Annotated in this window: 16 protein-coding genes; 9 read left to right on the forward strand and 7 right to left on the reverse strand. The window is 66.4% G+C overall.

Annotated features, from left to right (window positions below):
• Positions 1 to 13 precede the first annotated feature (13 nt).
• Complete coding sequence (locus tag F6B93_RS06770; RefSeq protein WP_425518532.1) at positions 14 to 973, forward strand: SDR family NAD(P)-dependent oxidoreductase; 960 nt, start codon at positions 14 to 16, stop codon at positions 971 to 973.
• Here F6B93_RS06770 and F6B93_RS06775 read toward each other — a convergent pair.
• Genes F6B93_RS06775 through F6B93_RS06785 form a run of 3 tightly spaced genes read right to left on the reverse strand, consistent with a single transcriptional unit; the run spans position 970 to position 4668 of the window.
• Positions 970 to 2214, reverse strand: coding sequence for a glycosyltransferase family 4 protein (locus tag F6B93_RS06775; protein WP_211698403.1), 1245 nt, complete (start codon positions 2212 to 2214; stop codon positions 970 to 972). The two genes, F6B93_RS06770 and F6B93_RS06775, sit on opposite strands and share 4 nt — an antisense overlap.
• Before the next feature lie 34 nt (positions 2215 to 2248).
• Positions 2249 to 3829, reverse strand: coding sequence for a 1,4-alpha-glucan branching protein domain-containing protein (locus F6B93_RS06780; RefSeq protein ID WP_211698404.1), 1581 nt, complete (start codon positions 3827 to 3829; stop codon positions 2249 to 2251).
• Positions 3826 to 4668 carry a class I SAM-dependent methyltransferase gene (locus F6B93_RS06785; protein WP_211698405.1) on the reverse strand — a complete coding sequence of 281 codons (843 nt, stop codon included), beginning with the start codon at positions 4666 to 4668 and terminating at the stop codon, positions 3826 to 3828. Before F6B93_RS06785 ends, F6B93_RS06780 begins: the two co-directional genes overlap by 4 nt.
• 230 nt (positions 4669 to 4898) lie before the next feature.
• On the opposite strand from F6B93_RS06785, the gene F6B93_RS06790 reads away from it, so the two are divergent.
• Both F6B93_RS06790 and F6B93_RS06795 read left to right on the forward strand, forming a co-directional pair.
• Positions 4899 to 5699 (forward strand): electron transfer flavoprotein subunit beta/FixA family protein, encoded by an 801-nt coding sequence (locus tag F6B93_RS06790; protein WP_211699321.1) that lies wholly within the window; start codon positions 4899 to 4901, stop codon positions 5697 to 5699.
• Positions 5700 to 5764: 65 nt separating this feature from the next.
• Positions 5765 to 6721, forward strand: a complete 957-nt coding sequence (locus F6B93_RS06795; RefSeq protein WP_211698406.1) for an electron transfer flavoprotein subunit alpha/FixB family protein — start codon at positions 5765 to 5767, stop codon at positions 6719 to 6721.
• 12 nt (positions 6722 to 6733) lie between these two features.
• Here the strand turns inward: F6B93_RS06795 and F6B93_RS06800 are convergent, their stop codons facing one another.
• The 3 genes from F6B93_RS06800 to F6B93_RS06810 form a co-directional block, all read right to left on the reverse strand.
• Positions 6734 to 8308, reverse strand: a complete 1575-nt coding sequence (locus F6B93_RS06800; RefSeq protein WP_246541026.1) for a GMC family oxidoreductase — start codon at positions 8306 to 8308, stop codon at positions 6734 to 6736.
• A complete protein-coding gene (locus F6B93_RS06805; RefSeq protein ID WP_211698407.1) occupies positions 8305 to 9864 on the reverse strand; it encodes an APC family permease in 1560 nt (519 codons plus the stop codon). Before F6B93_RS06805 ends, F6B93_RS06800 begins: the two co-directional genes overlap by 4 nt.
• 74 nt (positions 9865 to 9938) lie before the next feature.
• Entirely contained in the window at positions 9939 to 11417 is a 1479-nt protein-coding gene (locus tag F6B93_RS06810; RefSeq protein ID WP_211699323.1) for an aldehyde dehydrogenase family protein, read from the reverse strand.
• Positions 11418 to 11830: 413 nt separating this feature from the next.
• On the opposite strand from F6B93_RS06810, the gene F6B93_RS06815 reads away from it, so the two are divergent.
• From F6B93_RS06815 to mnmA, 6 genes are all read left to right on the forward strand, one after another.
• The gene (locus F6B93_RS06815) at positions 11831 to 12682 is read left to right on the forward strand and encodes a GNAT family N-acetyltransferase (RefSeq protein WP_211698408.1); all 852 of its coding nucleotides are present in this window, start codon (positions 11831 to 11833) and stop codon (positions 12680 to 12682) included.
• The gene (locus F6B93_RS06820) at positions 12679 to 13518 is read left to right on the forward strand and encodes a lysophospholipid acyltransferase family protein (RefSeq protein ID WP_211698409.1); all 840 of its coding nucleotides are present in this window, start codon (positions 12679 to 12681) and stop codon (positions 13516 to 13518) included. The genes F6B93_RS06815 and F6B93_RS06820 overlap by 4 nt, the downstream gene beginning before the upstream one ends.
• An 81-nt stretch (positions 13519 to 13599) precedes the next feature.
• A complete protein-coding gene (locus F6B93_RS06825; protein WP_211698410.1) occupies positions 13600 to 14100 on the forward strand; it encodes a DUF427 domain-containing protein in 501 nt (166 codons plus the stop codon).
• A 28-nt stretch (positions 14101 to 14128) separates the two neighbouring features.
• Complete coding sequence (locus F6B93_RS06830; protein WP_246541027.1) at positions 14129 to 14500, forward strand: SRPBCC family protein; 372 nt, start codon at positions 14129 to 14131, stop codon at positions 14498 to 14500.
• Positions 14501 to 14582: 82 nt separating this feature from the next.
• Entirely contained in the window at positions 14583 to 15764 is a 1182-nt protein-coding gene (locus F6B93_RS06835; protein ID WP_211698412.1) for a cysteine desulfurase family protein, read from the forward strand.
• Positions 15761 to 16873, forward strand: a complete 1113-nt coding sequence (gene mnmA / locus F6B93_RS06840) for a tRNA 2-thiouridine(34) synthase MnmA (protein WP_211698413.1) — start codon at positions 15761 to 15763, stop codon at positions 16871 to 16873. Before F6B93_RS06835 ends, mnmA begins: the two co-directional genes overlap by 4 nt.
• Before the next feature lie 27 nt (positions 16874 to 16900).
• On the opposite strand, the gene F6B93_RS06845 is transcribed toward mnmA, so the two are convergent.
• A complete protein-coding gene (locus tag F6B93_RS06845) occupies positions 16901 to 17548 on the reverse strand; it encodes a sensor domain-containing protein (RefSeq protein WP_211698414.1) in 648 nt (215 codons plus the stop codon).
• Between the last annotated feature and the right edge of the window lie 35 nt (positions 17549 to 17583).

The raw sequence follows: 17583 nt of genomic DNA on the forward strand, positions 1-17583 counted from the left end.
TGCTCCCGAAGGAATGCGGTCTCTTCTCGACGCCGCTCTCGATCGCGCCGTCGTACCCGGCTACACCAACATTGGCTATCGCCTCCGGCGGTTGGGCCGCTCGCAGGATCCCCCGCCACACGCACTGCGTGGCCGCACCGCGTTGATCACCGGGGCCAATCGTGGCCTCGGCAGGGCAATTGCCGAGGGCTTGGCCCGGCTGGACGCAACCGTCTTGCTGACCGTGCGCGATCGGAAGAGCGGGGAGCGAGCGCGCGACGAGATCGCCGCCGAGACCGGCGCCGACGTGCGGGTCGAAGTGTGCGACATGTCGGACCTGTCCACCGTCCGCGCGTTCGCCGCCGACCTGACCGGCCGAGTGTCCCGGTTGGACGTGTTGATCCACAATGCCGGACTCCTGCCGGCCAACCGGTTCGAGACCGCCGATGGCCACGAGGTCACGTTGGCCACCCATGTGCTCGGGCCGGTGTTGTTGACGGAACTGCTGGTCCCGATCCTCGCCCAATCGCCGGACCCGCGCGTCATCCTGATGGCGTCAGGCGGGATGTATACGCAGTCGCTGCCCAGCGACGACCCGGAATACCGAGTCGGCCGATACCGTGGCGCCGTCGCCTACGCGCGCACCAAACGCATGCAGGTGGCGTTCACCCCGATCCTGGCCCGCCGCTGGGCCGGCCACCATATCGGCGTGCACTGCATGCATCCTGGTTGGGCGGACACCCCCGGGGTAGCCGCCTCGTTGCCCGGATTCCGTGCCATCACCGGCCCCCTGCTGCGTACGGCGGCCGAAGGCGCCGACACCGCCCTGTGGCTGGCAGCGACCCAACCTGCACCGCCGACCGGGCTTTTCTGGCACGACCGGCGGCCCCGCCCCGAGCACTACGTGCCCTGGACTCGATACCGCGACGACGAGTGCGAGCGGCTGTGGCGGTATTGCGCAGACGCGATCGGTATCGATCCGCTGGGGAGCTAGCGATCGGGCAACGCATGCTCAACGATGGGCAGGCGTGGTTGCGGTTGCCGTTCACGGCGCTTGGCCGCCAGGTACACCTGCGTGGTCTCCTCGGCCACCGTGTGCCAATCGAAGTCTGAGGTCAGCCGCTCCCGGGCGGCTCGGGCGCGTCGCTGGGCGGCGACCGGATCATCGAGAACCGTGCATACCGCGGCGGCAAGGCCGGCCACATGGCGGGGCACGCAGGAAATCCCGGTCTGTCCGTTGATCACTGCTTCGCCCAGACCGCCGATGTTTGACGTCACCAACGGGGTGCCGGCCGCGGCGGCCTCGAGGGCGACCAAGCCGAACGGCTCGTAGTGGCTGGGTAGGACCGCAGCGTCGGCTCGATGCAGCATTGCGAGCAGCTCGGTGTGGTCGAGGTGCCCGACGAAGTTGGTTGCCTTGAGCACCCGGTGTTTGCGTGCTTGATCGACGAGCCAATCCTGCTGGGTGCCTTCGCCGGCGATGGTGAGGGTGGTGCCCGGATGGGTGCGTCTGATCCGCGGCAGCGCCGCGATGGCGTCGTGAACGCCCTTCTCATACTCCAACCGGCCCACGTAGAGCAGTTCGGCCGGCCCGGTGCGTGGGTCGCGGGGCGCGAACGGCCAGCGGGCCGCATCAATGCCGTTTCGGATCACGGTGATCTCGGTCAGCCCGGGACCAAACAGCTCGGTGATCTCGTCGCTCATTGACACCGAACACGTGATCAGTGAATCGGATTCACGCACCAGCCACGATTCGACGGCATGGACCTGACGGCTCAGTTCGCCGGAAACCCAACCGGAATGGCGGCCGGCTTCGGTCGCGTGGATCGTGGAAACGATGGGCACGTCATAGAACTGGGCGAGGGCAATAGCGGGATGGGCGACCAACCAGTCGTGCGCGTGGACGATGTCGGGACGCCATGCGCGGTCGGTGCCGTGTCTCTTCAGGCACAGACCGGCGCGGATCATCGCGTGGCCCATCGCCAGAGTCCAGGCCATCATGTCGTCGCCGAATGTGAACTCGTGGGGATCCTGGGCCGCCGCGATAACCCGGACACCCTCGCTGACCTCATCCGAGGACGGATGCGTGCTGGGATCGGTGCCGGTGGGCCGCCGAGACAAGACGACCACATCGTGACCGGCCGCCGCGAGCGCTGTCGACAAGTGGTGCACATGTCGGCCGAGCCCACCGATCACGACCGGCGGGTATTCCCACGACACCATAAGGATCTTCATGAGAGGGGCCCATTACGCCGGGGGACGGATGCGCTCACCTGGGCAGCCTACGGGCATCGAGGGCGCCGAACAGACCGTCGGCGCGGTTCCATCCTTCGGCTAGCCGCTGCGCGGTCTCGCGGCGCCCAGAGGCCAGCGCTTCGGCGATCTCCCGGGTGGCGTGTGCGTGCAGATGGGCGCGGTAGCGGGCGTAATCGGCCGCAGAGTCCTTGCTCACCATGAAGGGCCAGTCGCTGGACACCGTCAACAGCGTCTCACGCAAGATCTGGTCGGCGACGCGATCGCGGGGAATCGGTCCGTCCAGCGAGCGGGTCTGTTCCAGCGCCTTGTCGACGGCGGTCAGGGCAGTGTCGACAACTTCGGTGTTGAGCTGTACCAGATCGGCCACTTTGTCACCGTCCCACACCTGCCAGTTCTTGCCGGACCCCCAGGAGCTCGGTGGCAACTCGACCGCGTCTCCGACAAACCCGTCGGTGATCGCATCGCTGAGCGTGCCGACCCGGACGCCGGCGGCGGGCAGCGCCCGCATTACTCGCTCTAGCCAGGTCGGCCCTTCATACCACCAGTGGCCGAACAACTCGGTGTCGAACGCGGCCACCACGTGGGCGGGCCGCCCAATGCGTTCCGACTCAGCGAGCAGCCGGTTGCGCACCACGTCGACGAAGTCCGCGACGTGGACATCGACCGCGTGGTCAGCGCGGTCGGGGTCGTAGACCGCCTTGTTCTCAGGTGGCACATTGCGGCCGGTCACCCGGGCCGGCTTGAGGCCGGTGAGATGGTCGTAGGTGTGGAAATCGCGGTACGCGGAATGCCCGGGGTAGCCGGACTTCGGTGACCACACCCGGTAGCTGACCTGCAAGTCGCGTCCGAATGCGACGACGTCCGTGTCGCCCACCGGCCGACCCAATGCGGTATCGCCGCGCAGCGATGGGCCATCGACCATGAAGTGGCTGACCCCTGCGGCGGCATAGTCGTATTCCATACCTGGGGCGTAGGCGCACTCCGGAGCCCAGATGCCCCTCGGGCGGTGCGCCAGCCGCAGCTCGGTGTCGGCGAGCCCTTCGCGCAACGCGAACTCACGCAGCCGCGGGTTGAGCAACGGCTGGAACGGGTGCGCCAGCGGTCCGCCGAGCAGCTCCAGGGTGCCCGCGTCGATCAGGTGGCGCAGCGCCGGGCTGACGCCGTGGCGCCACGTTGTCGTGAAATCGCCGAGCGCGCGATCCGCCTCGCCGCCCTCGCGGGCACCGAGCGACCGCAGTGCTTGCGGCGTACACGACACATATGAGGCCGATTTCGATTGTGGTGTCGACCGCACACTGGCGGCCTCTGCGGCGCGCAGGCGCCAGTTCGCCAGCCAGTGGTGCATTCCGTCCAAGCAATACGGGTCGTCGAGCTGGGCGGCGACCACCGGCGTCATCCCGAGCGTGACCACTGAACGACGGTCCTCGTCGGCGAGCGTGCGCAGCACCCGAAAGAGCGGCAAGTAGGCCGCCGACCACGACTGGTAGAGCCACTCCTCGCCGACTGGCCAGCGTCCGTGGTGGGCTAGCCATGGCAGATGGGTGTGCAGCACCAGCGTGAACAGCCCAGGTACCCGGCCTGTGGGCGCACTCAAGGGCGCACCGCAATCGCAACGAGGTCGAGGCTGTCGTCAATGTGGCGTAGGTCACGGTCGTTTCGCCGCGTGTGGCCCGCGCCGACCAGGTCGAAGTCCGCGGTGGTCACCGCGGCCACGTCGGCGGCCAGCTCGGGTGGCCACGGTGCGTCGGCGATCGCTCGCGCGATCTGCGCGTCGATGATGGACCCACCATGGCGGGCATCCATCTCCCGCAACGTGGGCCCATGGAAGAGGCCGGCCACCGACACATCGACGAAACCAGCCGTGACGAGCAGTTCGGTGAGTTCGTCGGCGTTGAGTTCGCGGGTGTGAAACGGGTTGATCGGGGTGTCTCGGCCTGGCGAGAAGGTGATCCGGTTGGGCGTGGACACCATCAAGAGCCCAGCGGGACGCAGCACCCGGGCGCATTCGCGGACGAACTGGGCTTGGTCCCACAGATGCTCGATGACTTGGAAGTTGACCACCACGTCCACTGACGCGTCTGCCAGGGGTAGATCGGTGAGGTTGGCCTGCGTGGCTTCCACCCTGCTGTATCGGCGCCGGACGTGGGCGACTGCGGCCTCGTCGTAGTCCACCGCGATGACCCGGCGGGCGACGCCGGCGATGAGGTCGGCGCCATAGCCCTCGCCGCAGCCGGCTTCGAGCACGTCGAGACCAGCGCAGCGCGGTGCCAGCCGCTCGTAGGCCACCTCGTGCCGCCGAAACCAGTAGTTCTCGATGTCCAGGCCGGGAATGGTGCGTTCGCCCGTCAGTGCCAGTACCCCATCCGCCGCGGGTGACTCGTCACCGCGGATGTGGTCGGAAACGCCGGGTACGTCAGGAACGAATGCGCTCATTGCTAAGGCAGGCTAACCCGAACCGCTCGATTCGCGAACCGGGTACCTGGGGTGGGGGTGCTCCGCTAACGGGGGAGAGCGGGCAATCAGGCCAGCGTGACCCGCTATGGTGTGAGAGCGGACCGCGCGAAGTTACCGTTTAGTAACATGCGTGTGCGGTTGCGAATCGCTTGACCGAGGTCCCGCAGTCCACCGCTGCAGGACGCCTTCGAGGAGGACAAACCAGACTCATGACTAACATCGTGGTCCTGATCAAGCAGGTTCCAGACACCTGGTCGGAGCGCAAACTGACCGACGGCGACTGGACGCTCGACCGAGAGGCCGCCGACGCGGTACTGGACGAGATCAACGAACGCGCTGTCGAAGAGGCGCTGCAAATCCGGGAGCGTGAGGCAGCTGACGGTGTCGAGGGGTCGGTGACCGTGCTGACCGCAGGCCCAGAACGCGCCAGCGAGGCGATCCGCAAGGCGCTGTCGATGGGCGCCGACAAGGCGGTCCACCTGAAGGACGACGGTATGCACGGCTCGGATGTGATCCAGACTGGGTGGGCACTGGCACGTGCGCTGGGCGCTATCGAAGGCACCGAGCTGGTCATTGCCGGCAACGAATCCACCGATGGGGTGGGCGGCGCGGTGCCGGCCATCATCGCCGAGTACCTGGGTCTGCCGCAGCTCACGCACCTGCGCAAGGTGTCGGTGGAGGGCGACAAGATCACCGGCGAGCGCGAGACCGACGACGGCGTCTTTACCCTCGAGGCCACTTTGCCCGCGGTCATCAGCGTCAACGAGAAGATCAACGAGCCGCGTTTCCCGTCCTTCAAGGGCATCATGGCCGCCAAGAAGAAGGAGGTCGCCGTGCTCACCCTGGCCGAGATCGGCGTCGAGGCCGACGAGGTCGGGTTGGCCAACGCGGGTTCGACCGTGCTGACTTCGACGCCGAAGCCTCCCAAGACCGCAGGTGAAAAGGTCACCGACGAGGGCGAAGGCGGCAACCAGGTCGCGCAGTACTTGGTTGGCCAAAAGATCATCTAAGGCAGCTACATCCAACTCAGGTCCATCGCACTAGGCCCGCAAACGACGAGAAGAGCGAAATACCCATGGCTGAAGCACTCGTGCTCGTTGAGCACGCAGAAGGTGCGCTGAAGAAGGTCAGCGCCGAATTGATCACTGCCGCCCGCGCGCTGGGCGAGCCGGCCGCCGTCGTGGTGGGTGCGCCGGGGACGGCGGCGCCGCTGGTGGATGGGCTCAAGGCGGCCGGTGCGGCGAAGATCTATGTCGCCGAGTCCGACGCCGTGGACAACTACCTGATCACGCCCGCGGTCGACGTGCTGGCCGGGCTGGCCGAGTCGTCAGCGCCAGCGGCGGTGCTGGTGGCTGCCAGCGCCGACGGCAAGGAGGTCGCCGGCCGGCTGGCGGCCCGGATCGGTTCCGGAATGCTGGTTGACACCGTGGAACTGAAAGACGGCGGCAAGGCCCTGCACTCCATCTTCGGCGGCGCGTTCACCGTTGAGGCACAAGCCAACGGCGACACGCCGGTGATCACCGTACGGCCCGGTTCCGTCGAGGCCGAGCCGGCCGACGGCGCGGGAGAACAGGTCAGCCTGGAGGTGCCAGCGCCGGCGGAAAACGCCACCAAGGTCACCGCCCGCGAGCCGGCAGTCGCCGGCGACCGGCCGGAGCTGACAGAGGCCACGGTCGTGGTCGCCGGTGGCCGCGGCGTGGGCAGCGCGGAGAACTTCACTGTGGTCGAGGCGCTGGCCGACTCGCTGGGTGCCGCCGTCGGGGCGTCGCGTGCCGCGGTCGACTCGGGCTACTACCCCGGCCAGTTCCAGGTGGGCCAGACCGGCAAGACGGTGTCACCCCAGCTCTACATTGCGCTGGGAATCTCCGGGGCGATTCAGCACCGCGCGGGTATGCAGACTTCCAAGACCATCGTCGCGGTGAACAAGGACGAAGAGGCGCCCATCTTCGAGATCGCTGACTACGGTGTGGTCGGTGACCTGTTCAAGGTCGCACCGCAATTGACCGAGGCGATCAAGTCGCGCAAGGGCTGACGGTCGGCCTGATCAAGGCAGTGTCGTGCCGCGGATAAGGTCCGCAGCCTTCTCCGCCATGGCCATCACCGTGATGTTCGGATTCACGGCGGGCAGTTTCGGCATGGCAGACGCGTCAACGACGCGCAGCCCTGGGACGCCCTTGACACGCAGCAAAGGGTCGAGCACGGCCATCGGATCGTCGGGAGAACCCATGCGAGCGGTAGCCGCGGGGTGGTAGACGGTGTTGTGTGTCTTGTGGATGTAGTCGATCAGGTCATCGTCGCCGATGGCGTCCGGGCCTGGTGCGAGTTCCCTGGCGATCCATGATCGCAGCGGCTGCTGCTCGGCGATCCTGCGCGCCAATCGGATTCCGGCCACCATCACACGCTCATCGTGGCCTTCGGGATCGGTGAAGTAGCGCGGGTCGACCTTGGCACGATCCCGGAAGTCTCGGGAGCGCAGCCGCACGGTGCCACGGGATAGGCCCTGGGTGACGTTGGGTGTCAGGCAGAATCCGTTGTCGGTGGTGGGATAGCCCCACCTCAGGGTGTTCATGTCGAACGGCACGCTGCCGTAGTGCATCATCAGGTCGGGCTGAGCTAGACCCTCGACGGTGGTGGCGAACAACCCGATCTCCCACCATTGGGTCGATGTTGTGACCATCGGCTGCGATGCCTCCCAGAAGACCAGCCCCTCGACGTGGTCGTCGAGGTTGGCTCCGACTCCCGGCGCATCGACCCGCACCGGTATTCCGAGCTCGCGGAGGTGGGCGCCGGGTCCGATGCCCGAGAGCATCAACAGTTTTGGGGTGTCGATCGCGCCGGCTGCCAGCACCACCTCGCGGCGTGCCGTGACGACGTCGTAGCCGGTGAGGTCGGGCCGTTGGTGGCGCACCCCGCAGGCCGCACCCGTCTCATCGAACAGCACCTCGGCGACCCAGGAGTTGGTCCGCACCTCAAGATTGCCGCGGGTTCCCAGGATCGGATGCAGGTAGGCGTGTGATGTCGACATGCGGGTGCCGTCTTCGGCAGCGTTGATCTGAAACCAGCCAGCGCCATTGCGCACCGTGGCGCCACGGTTGAACGCGACGGTCGGCAGGCCCACCTGCGCTGCGGCCGCTAGTACCGCGGCGCCGCAGGGATCGGTGGGCGGTACGTCCCTGAGCCGCACGGGTCCGCTGCGGCCGTGGTGCTCACCTTCGGCGTCGTTGCGCTCCAGCCGGGTCAGGTAGGGAAGAACACCGGGTGCTCCCCACCCCGTGGCCCCCAGGGCCTCCCATTCATCAAGCCCCTCGGCGGGCGGCCAGAAGGCGATGCACGAGTTGTGTGACGAGCATCCGCCGAGGACCTTGGCCCGCGCATGGCGCATGAAACTGTTGCCTTTTTCCTGCGGCTCCACTGGGTAGTCCCAGTCGTAGCCGGAGTCGAGGAGGTGCATCCACGCCGACAATTGCAGGACGCGCGGATCGCCGACATCGGAGGGGCCGGCCTCGATCAGGCAGACGGTGACCGATGGATCCTCACTGAGGCGGGCGGCCAGTACGCAACCCGCGGTGCCACCCCCGGCGATGACGTAGTCAAAGATTGCGTCCACGAGGATGCTCACCGCGCTTTCGGCGCCGACGGGATCTCTGGCGTTGCCGACATCGCGGGCTCTGCCGCATGGGAGGCCAGCGTGCCGAGCTGGTGGCGGCCCTTGACCTGGAACCACAGCATCCCGAGGCCGAGGATCATTCCGATGTAGATGAACGCGCCCCAGGTGTTGTACCAGGGTGTGCCGTGGACGGCGACCCTGGGCCAGGCCAGATTCAGGGCCATCCCGACGCCCCAGAGCACCGCCAGCAGGTTGACGGCCAGGCCCCACCTGCCCAGGGTGAAGTAGCCACCCCGCTGGAGATCGGCCGGTGGCCACTGGCCTTGCAGCCGTTTCCTCAGCAGCGGTCCGGTGACCATGAGGTAGGCGAGGTAGATCATGATCACTGCTATCGAGGTCAGGACGGTGAAGATCTTCGGCTCACCGACATTGATGATCAAGATCGCTGAAGCAATCGCCCCGATGACAACCGCGGGCACGATCGGCGTCTGGGTCCTGGGGTGCACCCGGGCGAGCTTTTCCCCGAACGGCAGGGCGTTGTCCCGCGCCATGGCGAAGGTCAGCCGGATCGCGGCGGTGTGTACGGCGAGCGCGCACACAACCACCGCGACGACAATGCAGGCTAAGAAGATGGTGCCCAATGGTCCCCACATCACCTGTTGGACGATGTACTGCAGACCGCCGCTTTCCTGACCGATCTTCGGGTCTTTGATGTTGGGGACGGACATGACGGCGAAGACGAGGATGGCGCCGCCGATAACGAACGAGGCCAGGATGGCGCGCAGGATCGCATGCGGGGCGGTGCGCCGCGGGTCTACCGTTTCCTCACCCAGGGAACTGGCGGTGTCGAACCCGTACATCACATACCCCGAGGCCAGTGAGGCAACCAGGAAGGCGCCCAAATACCCGCCGTGCTTGCCCGCGCCGTGGCCTTGGGTCGAGAAGAACACGGCGGGTCCCCGGGTGATGTTGGCAGCAAGGATCACCGCGATCAAGACCGCGGCGATGAGTTCGATGAACACCCCGGCACTGTTGATCAGCGCCATCAATCGGACGCCGAGGGCGTTCACCAATGTCGTGAACACGATGAGGCCGGTGCCGAGGACCACCGCGTTGGCCGCGAAATCGTAGGTGCCGCCACCATCTCCGATGATCTGGAATCCGCTCCACAACCGCGGCAGGTTGAGCTGCAGCGCCAGCACCACCGCCGACAGGGTAACGACCGACGCCGTGAGCATGAGCCAGCCCGCACACCAGCCCACGACGCGACTGCCCAACGCCTTGGCCCAGTTGTACACCGATCCGGCAACGGGAAACTTGGCGGCTAGCTCCATGAAACACAGGGCGACGGCGATCTGGCCGACGAAAACCATGCTCCACGACCACAAATAGGCCGGGCCCGCCGTGCCGAAACCGAAGTAGAACAGCTGAAATGTGCCGGTCAGAATGGAGATGTAGCTGACACCGGCAGCGAAGCTGGCGAATTTGCCGATGCTGCGGTCCAGGCATTCCTTATACCCAAAATGCTCCAATCCGTGCGCATCTGCATGATGTCGGGTGTGCTGCATGTCTGTGGTTCTTCTCTTCACTGGAGGTGGTCTGCGTGGACGGCCTGTTGTTGGTGCCTCGTTGCACACGGTGACTAATCCGCGAACCAGCCCACCTCCTGCGGCGAGGTGTTGGTCCAGACATGTTTGGTTTCCTGGTATTCGGCGAGCCCGGCCGGTCCGAGCTCGCGGCCGTTGCCAGACCTGCCGAACCCGCCCCACTCGGCAGCGGGAGTGTAGATACCGAAGTCGTTGATCCACACGGTGCCGTGGCGCAACGCACGCGCGACCCGCTCGGCGCGCGCCGGGTCCGCGGTTCGCACGCCGGCGGCAAGTCCGTAGGACGTGTCGTTACCCATATCGATGGCTTGGCGCTCAGTGGTGAACCGCTCAACGGTGAGTATCGGGCCGAACGTCTCCTCCTGAACGATCCGCATCGACCGATCGCAGTGGTCGAAAATGGTGGGAGGAAAATAGCTGCCGGCCCCAAATTGCGGGTCGGTGGGTCGCTGGCCCCCGGTCACCAGGACTGCGCCCTCGGAAATCGCTAGCCGCACATAGCTTTCGACCTTCTCGCGATGTGCGGTCGAGACCAGCGGGCCGGTTTGGCTACGGGGGTCCAGACCGTCGCCGAACCGAATGGCTTCGGCGCGGGTCTTGAGCTCCGCCACGAATGCGTCGGCGATACTGCGTTCGACGATAAGGCGGGTACCGGCCGAACAGACCTGTCCGGAGTGCAGGAACACCCCGGTGATCACGGCGTCGATGGCGCTGTTCCAGTCGGCGTCGGCGAACACGAGGTGCGGGTTCTTGCCGCCGAGTTCCAGTGCCACCCTGGTGATGTGGGGGGCCGCCGCGCGGGAGACCGCGACACCCGTTGCCGCCCCACCGGTGAAGGAGATCAGGTCAACGTCGGCGGTGTCGGTGAGCGCGGCGCCAACCGCGGCGCCGCTGCCCTGGATGAGGTTGAGCACCCCGGCGGGTACGCCGGCCTCGTCGATGAGCCGGACCAGGGCGACTGTGCTCAGCGGGGTGACCTCACTGGGCTTGACCACCATGGTGCACCCGGCGGCCAACGCCGGCGCGATTTTCCAGCAGATCTGCAGCAGCGGGTAGTTCCATGGCGCAATCAGCACACACACCCCGATCGGCTCGCTGATGACTCGGCTGACGATCGTGGGATCGCCGGTGTCGACGAGGCGGTCGGACGAGATGGTGGCCAGCCGGGCGTAGTACCGGAACACCGCGACGACGTCGTCGACATCGATGTAGCTCTCTCGCAGCGTCTTTCCGGTGTCGAGTGTTTCGATTCGGGCGATCTCCTCGCGATCACGCACGAGCAGCTCGGCGATGCGATCCAGCAGCGCCGCTCGCTGGTTCACGGGGGTCTGTGGCCATGACGAGGAGTCGAACGCGGTGCGGGCGGCAGCGACCGCTTCGGTCGCATCGGTGGGCTGCGCTTCGTCGACGATGGTGAGGATCGTGCCGTCGGCCGGGTTGATGATGTCGCGGGTGGCTCCGTTGGCGGCGTGACGCCATGTGCCGCCGATGTAGAGGCCGGGCTCGCGGCCCATTGCGTTGTGGGAACTTATGGTGTGTGAGGTCGTGCTGGCTGGTTGAGGTTCGCTCATCGTCCACTCATGGAATTCGGCAATTGGGCGCTCCGAGACTAGCAACACCGTTCAATCGCATTCTGCTGGCGGTGCTTACTGCCAGAAATGCTCTACACCAATAAGTTAGATATTCGGCACCGGACGTCAGCAAGCGGGCGATTGTGGAATCTCAACAGGCAGACCCAATTTCTTGCAATACCGACCACTGATCGCGCCGCGAACAGCGAACCGTCGATCGGTGTTCACAACCTGGCAACCTTCGTGGCCATAGCGCGAGGGCGCGGATTCGCGTTGCGACATTTCGTCATCTGACGTGCACCGACCTGTCACAGCACCGATGCCAATTAGCTGACCGATTGCGTCACGTTGGTGACATGAGCATCGCTTCTGTACTCATAGCCAGCGAAAAACCGCATGGCGCGGTGACGAGATCGTCGCACGGACCGCGCTACTCCCTGTTGCTATCTACCGATCCGACACTCATCGAGGCTGCCCAGAGGCTCAGGTACGACGTCTTCAGCACCACTCCCGGATTCGCTCTCCCTGCGGCCATCGGCGGCCGCGATGTCGATCGGTTCGACGAGCACTGTGACCATCTGTTGGTTCGTGACGACGACACCGGCGAGCTGGTGGGGTGCTACCGGATGCTCCCGCCGTCAGGCGCGATCGCCGCGGGCGGCCTTTACACCGCTACCGAATTCGACGTCAGCGCGCTCGATCCGCTTCGGCCGTCGCTGGTGGAGATGGGGCGCGCGGTGGTACGCGACGGTCATCGCAACGGTGGGGTGGTGCTGCTGATGTGGGCCGGGATCCTCGCGTATCTGGACAGGTGCGACTACGAATATGTGACCGGTTGCGTGTCGGTACCGATCGAGGGTGACGGCCAGGCACCGGGCAGCCAGGTCCGCGGGGTACGCGACTTCGTGCTGAACCGCCACGCAGCGGACTACCACGTGCGTCCCTACCGGCCGGTGTGCATCGACGGCAAGGGACTTGATGACATTGCCCCACCCCGGCGACCCGCGATCCCGCCCCTGATGCGCGGCTATCTGCGGCTGGGTGCCCGAGCCTGTGGGGAGCCCGCACACGACCCGGACTTCGGGGTGGCCGATTTCTGTGTGCTGCTCGGTAAACGTCACGCCGACATGCGGTACCTGAAACGGTTGCGATCGGTGGCCGCGGCCGCGGAGATAGCGGGTGAGATCGGCGACGGAGCCTCCCGATGAACAATCACGTCGGACATGCGTGGCTGCCCCGCACATCGTGCGATGTCAGTTGTGTCGCAGACGGCGACATCGCCGATTCGCGGCGATTGCGGGTAATGCTGCGCCTGGCGGTGGTCGTGCTGCTGGCACCGGGCGCACCGCTGCTCTGCGCGCCGCTGCCCGGCCGCACCCACGTCCAGCGTGCCTACTGCCGGTTGGTGCTGCGCTGTCTGGGTATCCGAATCACCGTGTCGGGCAGTCCCATTCGCAATCTCCGTGGGGTTCTTGTCGTCAGCAACCACATGTCGTGGCTGGACGTCTTCGCGATCGGTGCGGTCATGCCCGGCTCATTCGTTGCCCGCGCCGACATGTTCACCGGACCCGCGGTCGGAATTGTGGCCCGCCTGCTGCGAATCATCCCGATCGAGCGGGCCAACCTGCGCCGACTGCCCGCAGTGGTGAACACCGTCGCCCGCAGGCTGCGCGCCGGCCAGACCGTGGTGGCCTTCCCCGAGGGCACCACCTGGTGTGGATTGGCATCCGGAAGCTTCTATCCGGCAATGTTTCAGGCCGCCATCGATGCCGGCCGACCGGTGCAGCCTCTGCGGCTGACATATCGGCGCGCCGACGGCAGCGTGTCGACCACTCCGGCCTACGTCGGTGACGACAAGTTGGCGCGCTCGGTGTGTCGGGTGCTTGCCACGCCACGCACGACGGCCTGTGTGCACGTCGAATCTCTACAGCTGCCGGGTGATGATCGGCGCGTCTTGGCCGGTCGCTGTCAGTCTGCGGTGCAGTTGGGATCGCCAGCTCTGCGTGCGAGACGCGCAGGTCACGGGCACGCGGTGGCCGCCTAAAGGGTTGACGCTCTGCCGGAGTTGCCCCGATGCCCGCACGTCGGCGGAGAATGGGTGTTAGCCGACCGCGGAGGAACTGTCATGAATCCTTGGCCAAAGCCCGACACTCCTGGCCCAGGACAGGAATCGGTGTGGGATTACCCACGACCGCCGCGGTTGGAAGAATTCGCCGGTTCGATCACCATCGAGTTCGGTGGCGACACGATCGCATCGACAGACCGCGCATGGCGGGTGCTCGAGACCAGCCACCCCCCGACCTACTATCTGCCCCGCGACGCCTTCGCCGACGGCGTGCTGCGCCGGACTGTCGGCTCGTCCTGGTGTGAATGGAAAGGCCAAGCGACGTACTTCGATCTGGTCACCGCCACACGTGAGGCCGCGCGCGCGGCATGGACCTACGAACGCCCGGCGGCCCCTTTCGAGGCGATCGCCGGCGATATCGCGGTGATGGCCACCCAGGTGGACCGCTGCACCGTCAATGGCGAGGACGTGATTGCGCAACCCGGTGGCTTCTACGGCGGCTGGATTACGAGCTGGATTGTCGGGCCGTTCAAGGGAATTCCGGGCTCAACCGGTTGGTAAGCGCGTGCACTACCGAAGTGTTCTGAGTGTGCAGCGGGTCGTTGCGGCACCACCGCACGCGGTGTGGGAATTGCTGGTTGACCTAGATACCTGGCCACAGTGGGGACCATCAGTCAAGCAGGCTCGACTTGATCCGCCCTTTGACGAGCTGACAGCACACGCGACTGGTGTCGTCGACACCGTGCTCGGGGTTAGCGTGCCATTCGTCGTCAGCGACTTCGATCCCGGCAGATACTGGGCGTGGCGGGTGGCCGGCATTCCCGCTACCTGGCACCGCGTGGACCCGATAGCCGATGGTGCGCGTGTCACGATCGGCGTCCCATGGTGGGAAGTGCCGTATCTGACGGTGTGCTCACTCGGATTGCGCCGAATAGAAAAGCTGCTTCTGCGACCGGCCTGACATCGGCTTATTGCCACTGGGGTGGGTGCGGCCCGCGCAAAGGTTCGGGGCAGACGGACGGGCCGGTATCGTTGTGCGGGTCATGGCCTACCTCGATCACGCCGCCACCACCCCGATGCACCCTGCTGCCGTCGAGGCGATGACGGCCGCGTTAGGCCTGGTCGGCAACGCGTCGTCGCTGCATTCCAGCGGCCGCACCGCGCGTCGGCGCATCGAGGAATCCCGCGAGTTGATTGCGGACAAACTGGGCGCGCGTCCGTCCGAGGTGATCTTTACCGCGGGTGGCACCGAGAGCGACAACCTGGCCGTCAAGGGGATCTACTGGGCGCGCCGCGACGAGGAGCCGAGGCGCCGCCGCATCGTCACCACGCAGGTGGAACATCACGCGGTGCTGGACTCGGTGGATTGGCTGGTCCAACACGAGGGTGCGGAGGTGACGTGGCTGCCTACGGGCTCCGACGGCTCGGTCGCCGCCGGCGCGCTGCGCGAGGTGTTACAGCACCACGATGACGTCGCACTGGTGTCGGTGATGTGGGCCAACAACGAGGTTGGCACTGTGATGCCCATCACCGAACTGGCTGGCGTCGCCGCCGAATGCGGTGTCCCCATCCACAGCGACGCCGTACAGGCGGTGGGCCAGCTGCCCGTCGACTTCAGCGCCAGCGGGCTGTCTGCGATGAGCGTGGCCGCGCACAAGTTCGGGGGTCCGCCGGCCGTGGGCGCATTGCTGTTGCGCCGCGACGTGACCTGTATGCCGCTGTCTCATGGCGGTGGGCAGGAGCGCGATGTTCGTTCCGGCACACCCGACGTTGCGGGCGCTGTCGGGATGGCGGCCGCGGCACAGATCGCCGTGGACGGGTTGGAGGCCAACAGTGCGCGGCTGCGCGTGCTGCGGGATCGTCTCGTCGAGGGTGTGCTGGCCGAGATCGACGACGTCCGTCTCAACGGTGCCCTCGACCCGTTGCGACTTCCGGGCAATGCGCACTTCACCTTCCGCGGCTGCGAAGGCGATGCGCTATTGATGCTCTTGGACGCCAACGGAATCGAGTGTTCAACCGGGTCTGCCTGTACTGCCGGTGTCGCTCAACCCTCGCACGTGTTGCTTGCGATGGGTGCCGACCCGGCGAGTGCCCGCGGATCGCTGCGACTTTCCCTGGGACACAACAGTGTTGACGCCGATGTCGATGCGGCGCTGGCAGTGCTGCCCGGTGCTGTGGCGCGGGCCCGCCGGGCCGCCTTGGCCGTAGCGGGAGTTTCAAAGTGAAGATTCTCGCCGCGATGAGCGGTGGCGTGGACTCGTCGGTCGCGGCCGCCCGCATGGTCGACGCCGGCCACGACGTGACCGGTGTGCACCTTGCGCTGTCGAACGCACCCGGTGCGCTGCGCGTCGGCTCGCGCGGATGTTGCTCCAAGGAGGACGCGCTCGACGCCCGGCGCGTCGCCGACGCGCTCGGAATTCCTTTCTATGTATGGGATTTCGCGGAGAAGTTCGAACGTGACGTGATCGAAGACTTCGTCTCTTCGTACGCGCGCGGGGAAACCCCGAACCCCTGCGTGCGGTGCAACCAGCAAATCAAGTTCTCCGCCCTGTCCGCGCGAGCCGTCGCATTGGGCTTCGATGCGGTGGCCACCGGCCACTACGCTCGGCTGTGCGATGGGCGGCTGCGCCGCGCGGTCGACCGGGACAAAGATCAGTCCTACGTGCTGGCCGTCCTGACCGCCGAGCAGCTGCGCCACGCCGTATTCCCCATTGGGGATACCCCCAAGTCGCAGATCCGCGCCGAAGCGGCCCATCGGGGTCTCGCTGTCGCCGACAAGCCAGACAGTCACGACATCTGCTTCATTCCCTCCGGGAACACCCGGGCCTTTCTGGGCGCGCGCATCGGTGTTCGCCCGGGGACCGTCGTGAATGCCGACGGTGTTGTGCTGGCCGGGCATGACGGGGTGCACGGTTTCACGATCGGTCAGCGTAAGGGCCTGGGCATCGCCGGGCCGGGGCCAGACGGTCGCCCGCGCTACGTGACGGCGATCGACGCCGACACGGCGACCGTTCACGTCGGCGATGTGGCCGACCTGGACGTGCATGCGCTGACCGGTCGGGCGCCGGTCTTCACCGGCGGAGCAGCGCTGTCGGGTCCCGTCGAGTGCGCGGTTCAAGTGCGGGCGCACGGCGAAATAGCCAGTGCGGTAGCCGAATTAATCGGCGACGAGCTCTCGGTACGATTGGATACGCCACTGCAAGGCGTGGCGACTGGGCAAACCGTCGTGTTGTACCGGCCGGATCCCGACGGCGACGAAGTTCTTGCCAGTGCCACCATCGCCGGCACGTCGCGGCTGGCTGGGGCATCAGGATCGCGGCGGCCCGGGGTCTAGCCCGGACCGGCCCGGACCTGCCCGGACCTAGCGTCCGGGTACGTTCGCGACGATGTTGGTCATCACGATGTCGGACACCGACTCCGGAAAGCCGCAGAAGGTGACTTCCAGCAGAGCTACCGAACGGACCCGATAATCGCGGCCGCAGTCGCCCGGCCGGATGTGCAGGGAGTCGGCATCGGCATTCCAGTCGCTGACCAACACCCAGCCGACCGAACTGTCCGCGCAGTCGCTCACCGCGGCCACCAGGCTGTCGAAGGCGCGCCGCGCCGCACCAGCATCCCGATAGACCGCCGCACCCTCGGAGATCAGACTGCCGTCGGGCGGGTCCTGGAAGGTCGTCTTGTGGAACTCTTCGACATCCGGGCCGAACGTTGCGGAATCCGCGTAGATGAACCGGCATGCTCGCGGCACCGCTTCGGCCAGGTCCTCGATGTCGACCGGGTAGGTGTTGTCCATCGTGGGGATGATCGTTAGATCGTCGCCGGCGCCGGTGATCGAGCGCATTCGCGACTGATCCAGCAAGACCTGACTCACATCGACGTCAAGGCCACCGAGCGCGCTGCTGGGGGTAGCACCGAATGCCGGCATCGCGGTGCCGCCCACCTCGCGCATACACGCCGCTGTCAGCACCATCGCGCAACACAACAGCAGCGGCCATGTCTTTCTTGCCATCTGCCACCCTTCTGGGCTCGAACCTACCCGTGCCA

Source organism: Mycobacterium spongiae, assembly GCF_018278905.1.
Taxonomy (GTDB): domain Bacteria; phylum Actinomycetota; class Actinomycetes; order Mycobacteriales; family Mycobacteriaceae; genus Mycobacterium; species Mycobacterium spongiae.

Excerpts from the sequence above, each read along its gene's own strand:
- F6B93_RS06770 (WP_425518532.1), top strand. The coding sequence starts at position 14 with ATGCGGTCTCTTCTCGACGCCGCTCTCGATCGCGCCGTCGTACCCGGC.
- F6B93_RS06775 (WP_211698403.1), bottom strand. The coding sequence starts at position 2,214 with ATGAAGATCCTTATGGTGTCGTGGGAATACCCGCCGGTCGTGATCGGT.
- F6B93_RS06785 (WP_211698405.1), bottom strand. The coding sequence starts at position 4,668 with ATGAGCGCATTCGTTCCTGACGTACCCGGCGTTTCCGACCACATCCGC.
- F6B93_RS06790 (WP_211699321.1), top strand. The coding sequence starts at position 4,899 with ATGACTAACATCGTGGTCCTGATCAAGCAGGTTCCAGACACCTGGTCG.
- F6B93_RS06795 (WP_211698406.1), top strand. The coding sequence starts at position 5,765 with ATGGCTGAAGCACTCGTGCTCGTTGAGCACGCAGAAGGTGCGCTGAAG.
- F6B93_RS06805 (WP_211698407.1), bottom strand. The coding sequence starts at position 9,864 with ATGCAGCACACCCGACATCATGCAGATGCGCACGGATTGGAGCATTTT.
- F6B93_RS06810 (WP_211699323.1), bottom strand. The coding sequence starts at position 11,417 with ATGGGCCGCGAGCCCGGCCTCTACATCGGCGGCACATGGCGTCACGCC.
- F6B93_RS06815 (WP_211698408.1), top strand. The coding sequence starts at position 11,831 with ATGAGCATCGCTTCTGTACTCATAGCCAGCGAAAAACCGCATGGCGCG.
- F6B93_RS06820 (WP_211698409.1), top strand. The coding sequence starts at position 12,679 with ATGAACAATCACGTCGGACATGCGTGGCTGCCCCGCACATCGTGCGAT.
- F6B93_RS06825 (WP_211698410.1), top strand. The coding sequence starts at position 13,600 with ATGAATCCTTGGCCAAAGCCCGACACTCCTGGCCCAGGACAGGAATCG.
- F6B93_RS06835 (WP_211698412.1), top strand. The coding sequence starts at position 14,583 with ATGGCCTACCTCGATCACGCCGCCACCACCCCGATGCACCCTGCTGCC.
- F6B93_RS06845 (WP_211698414.1), bottom strand. The coding sequence starts at position 17,548 with ATGGCAAGAAAGACATGGCCGCTGCTGTTGTGTTGCGCGATGGTGCTG.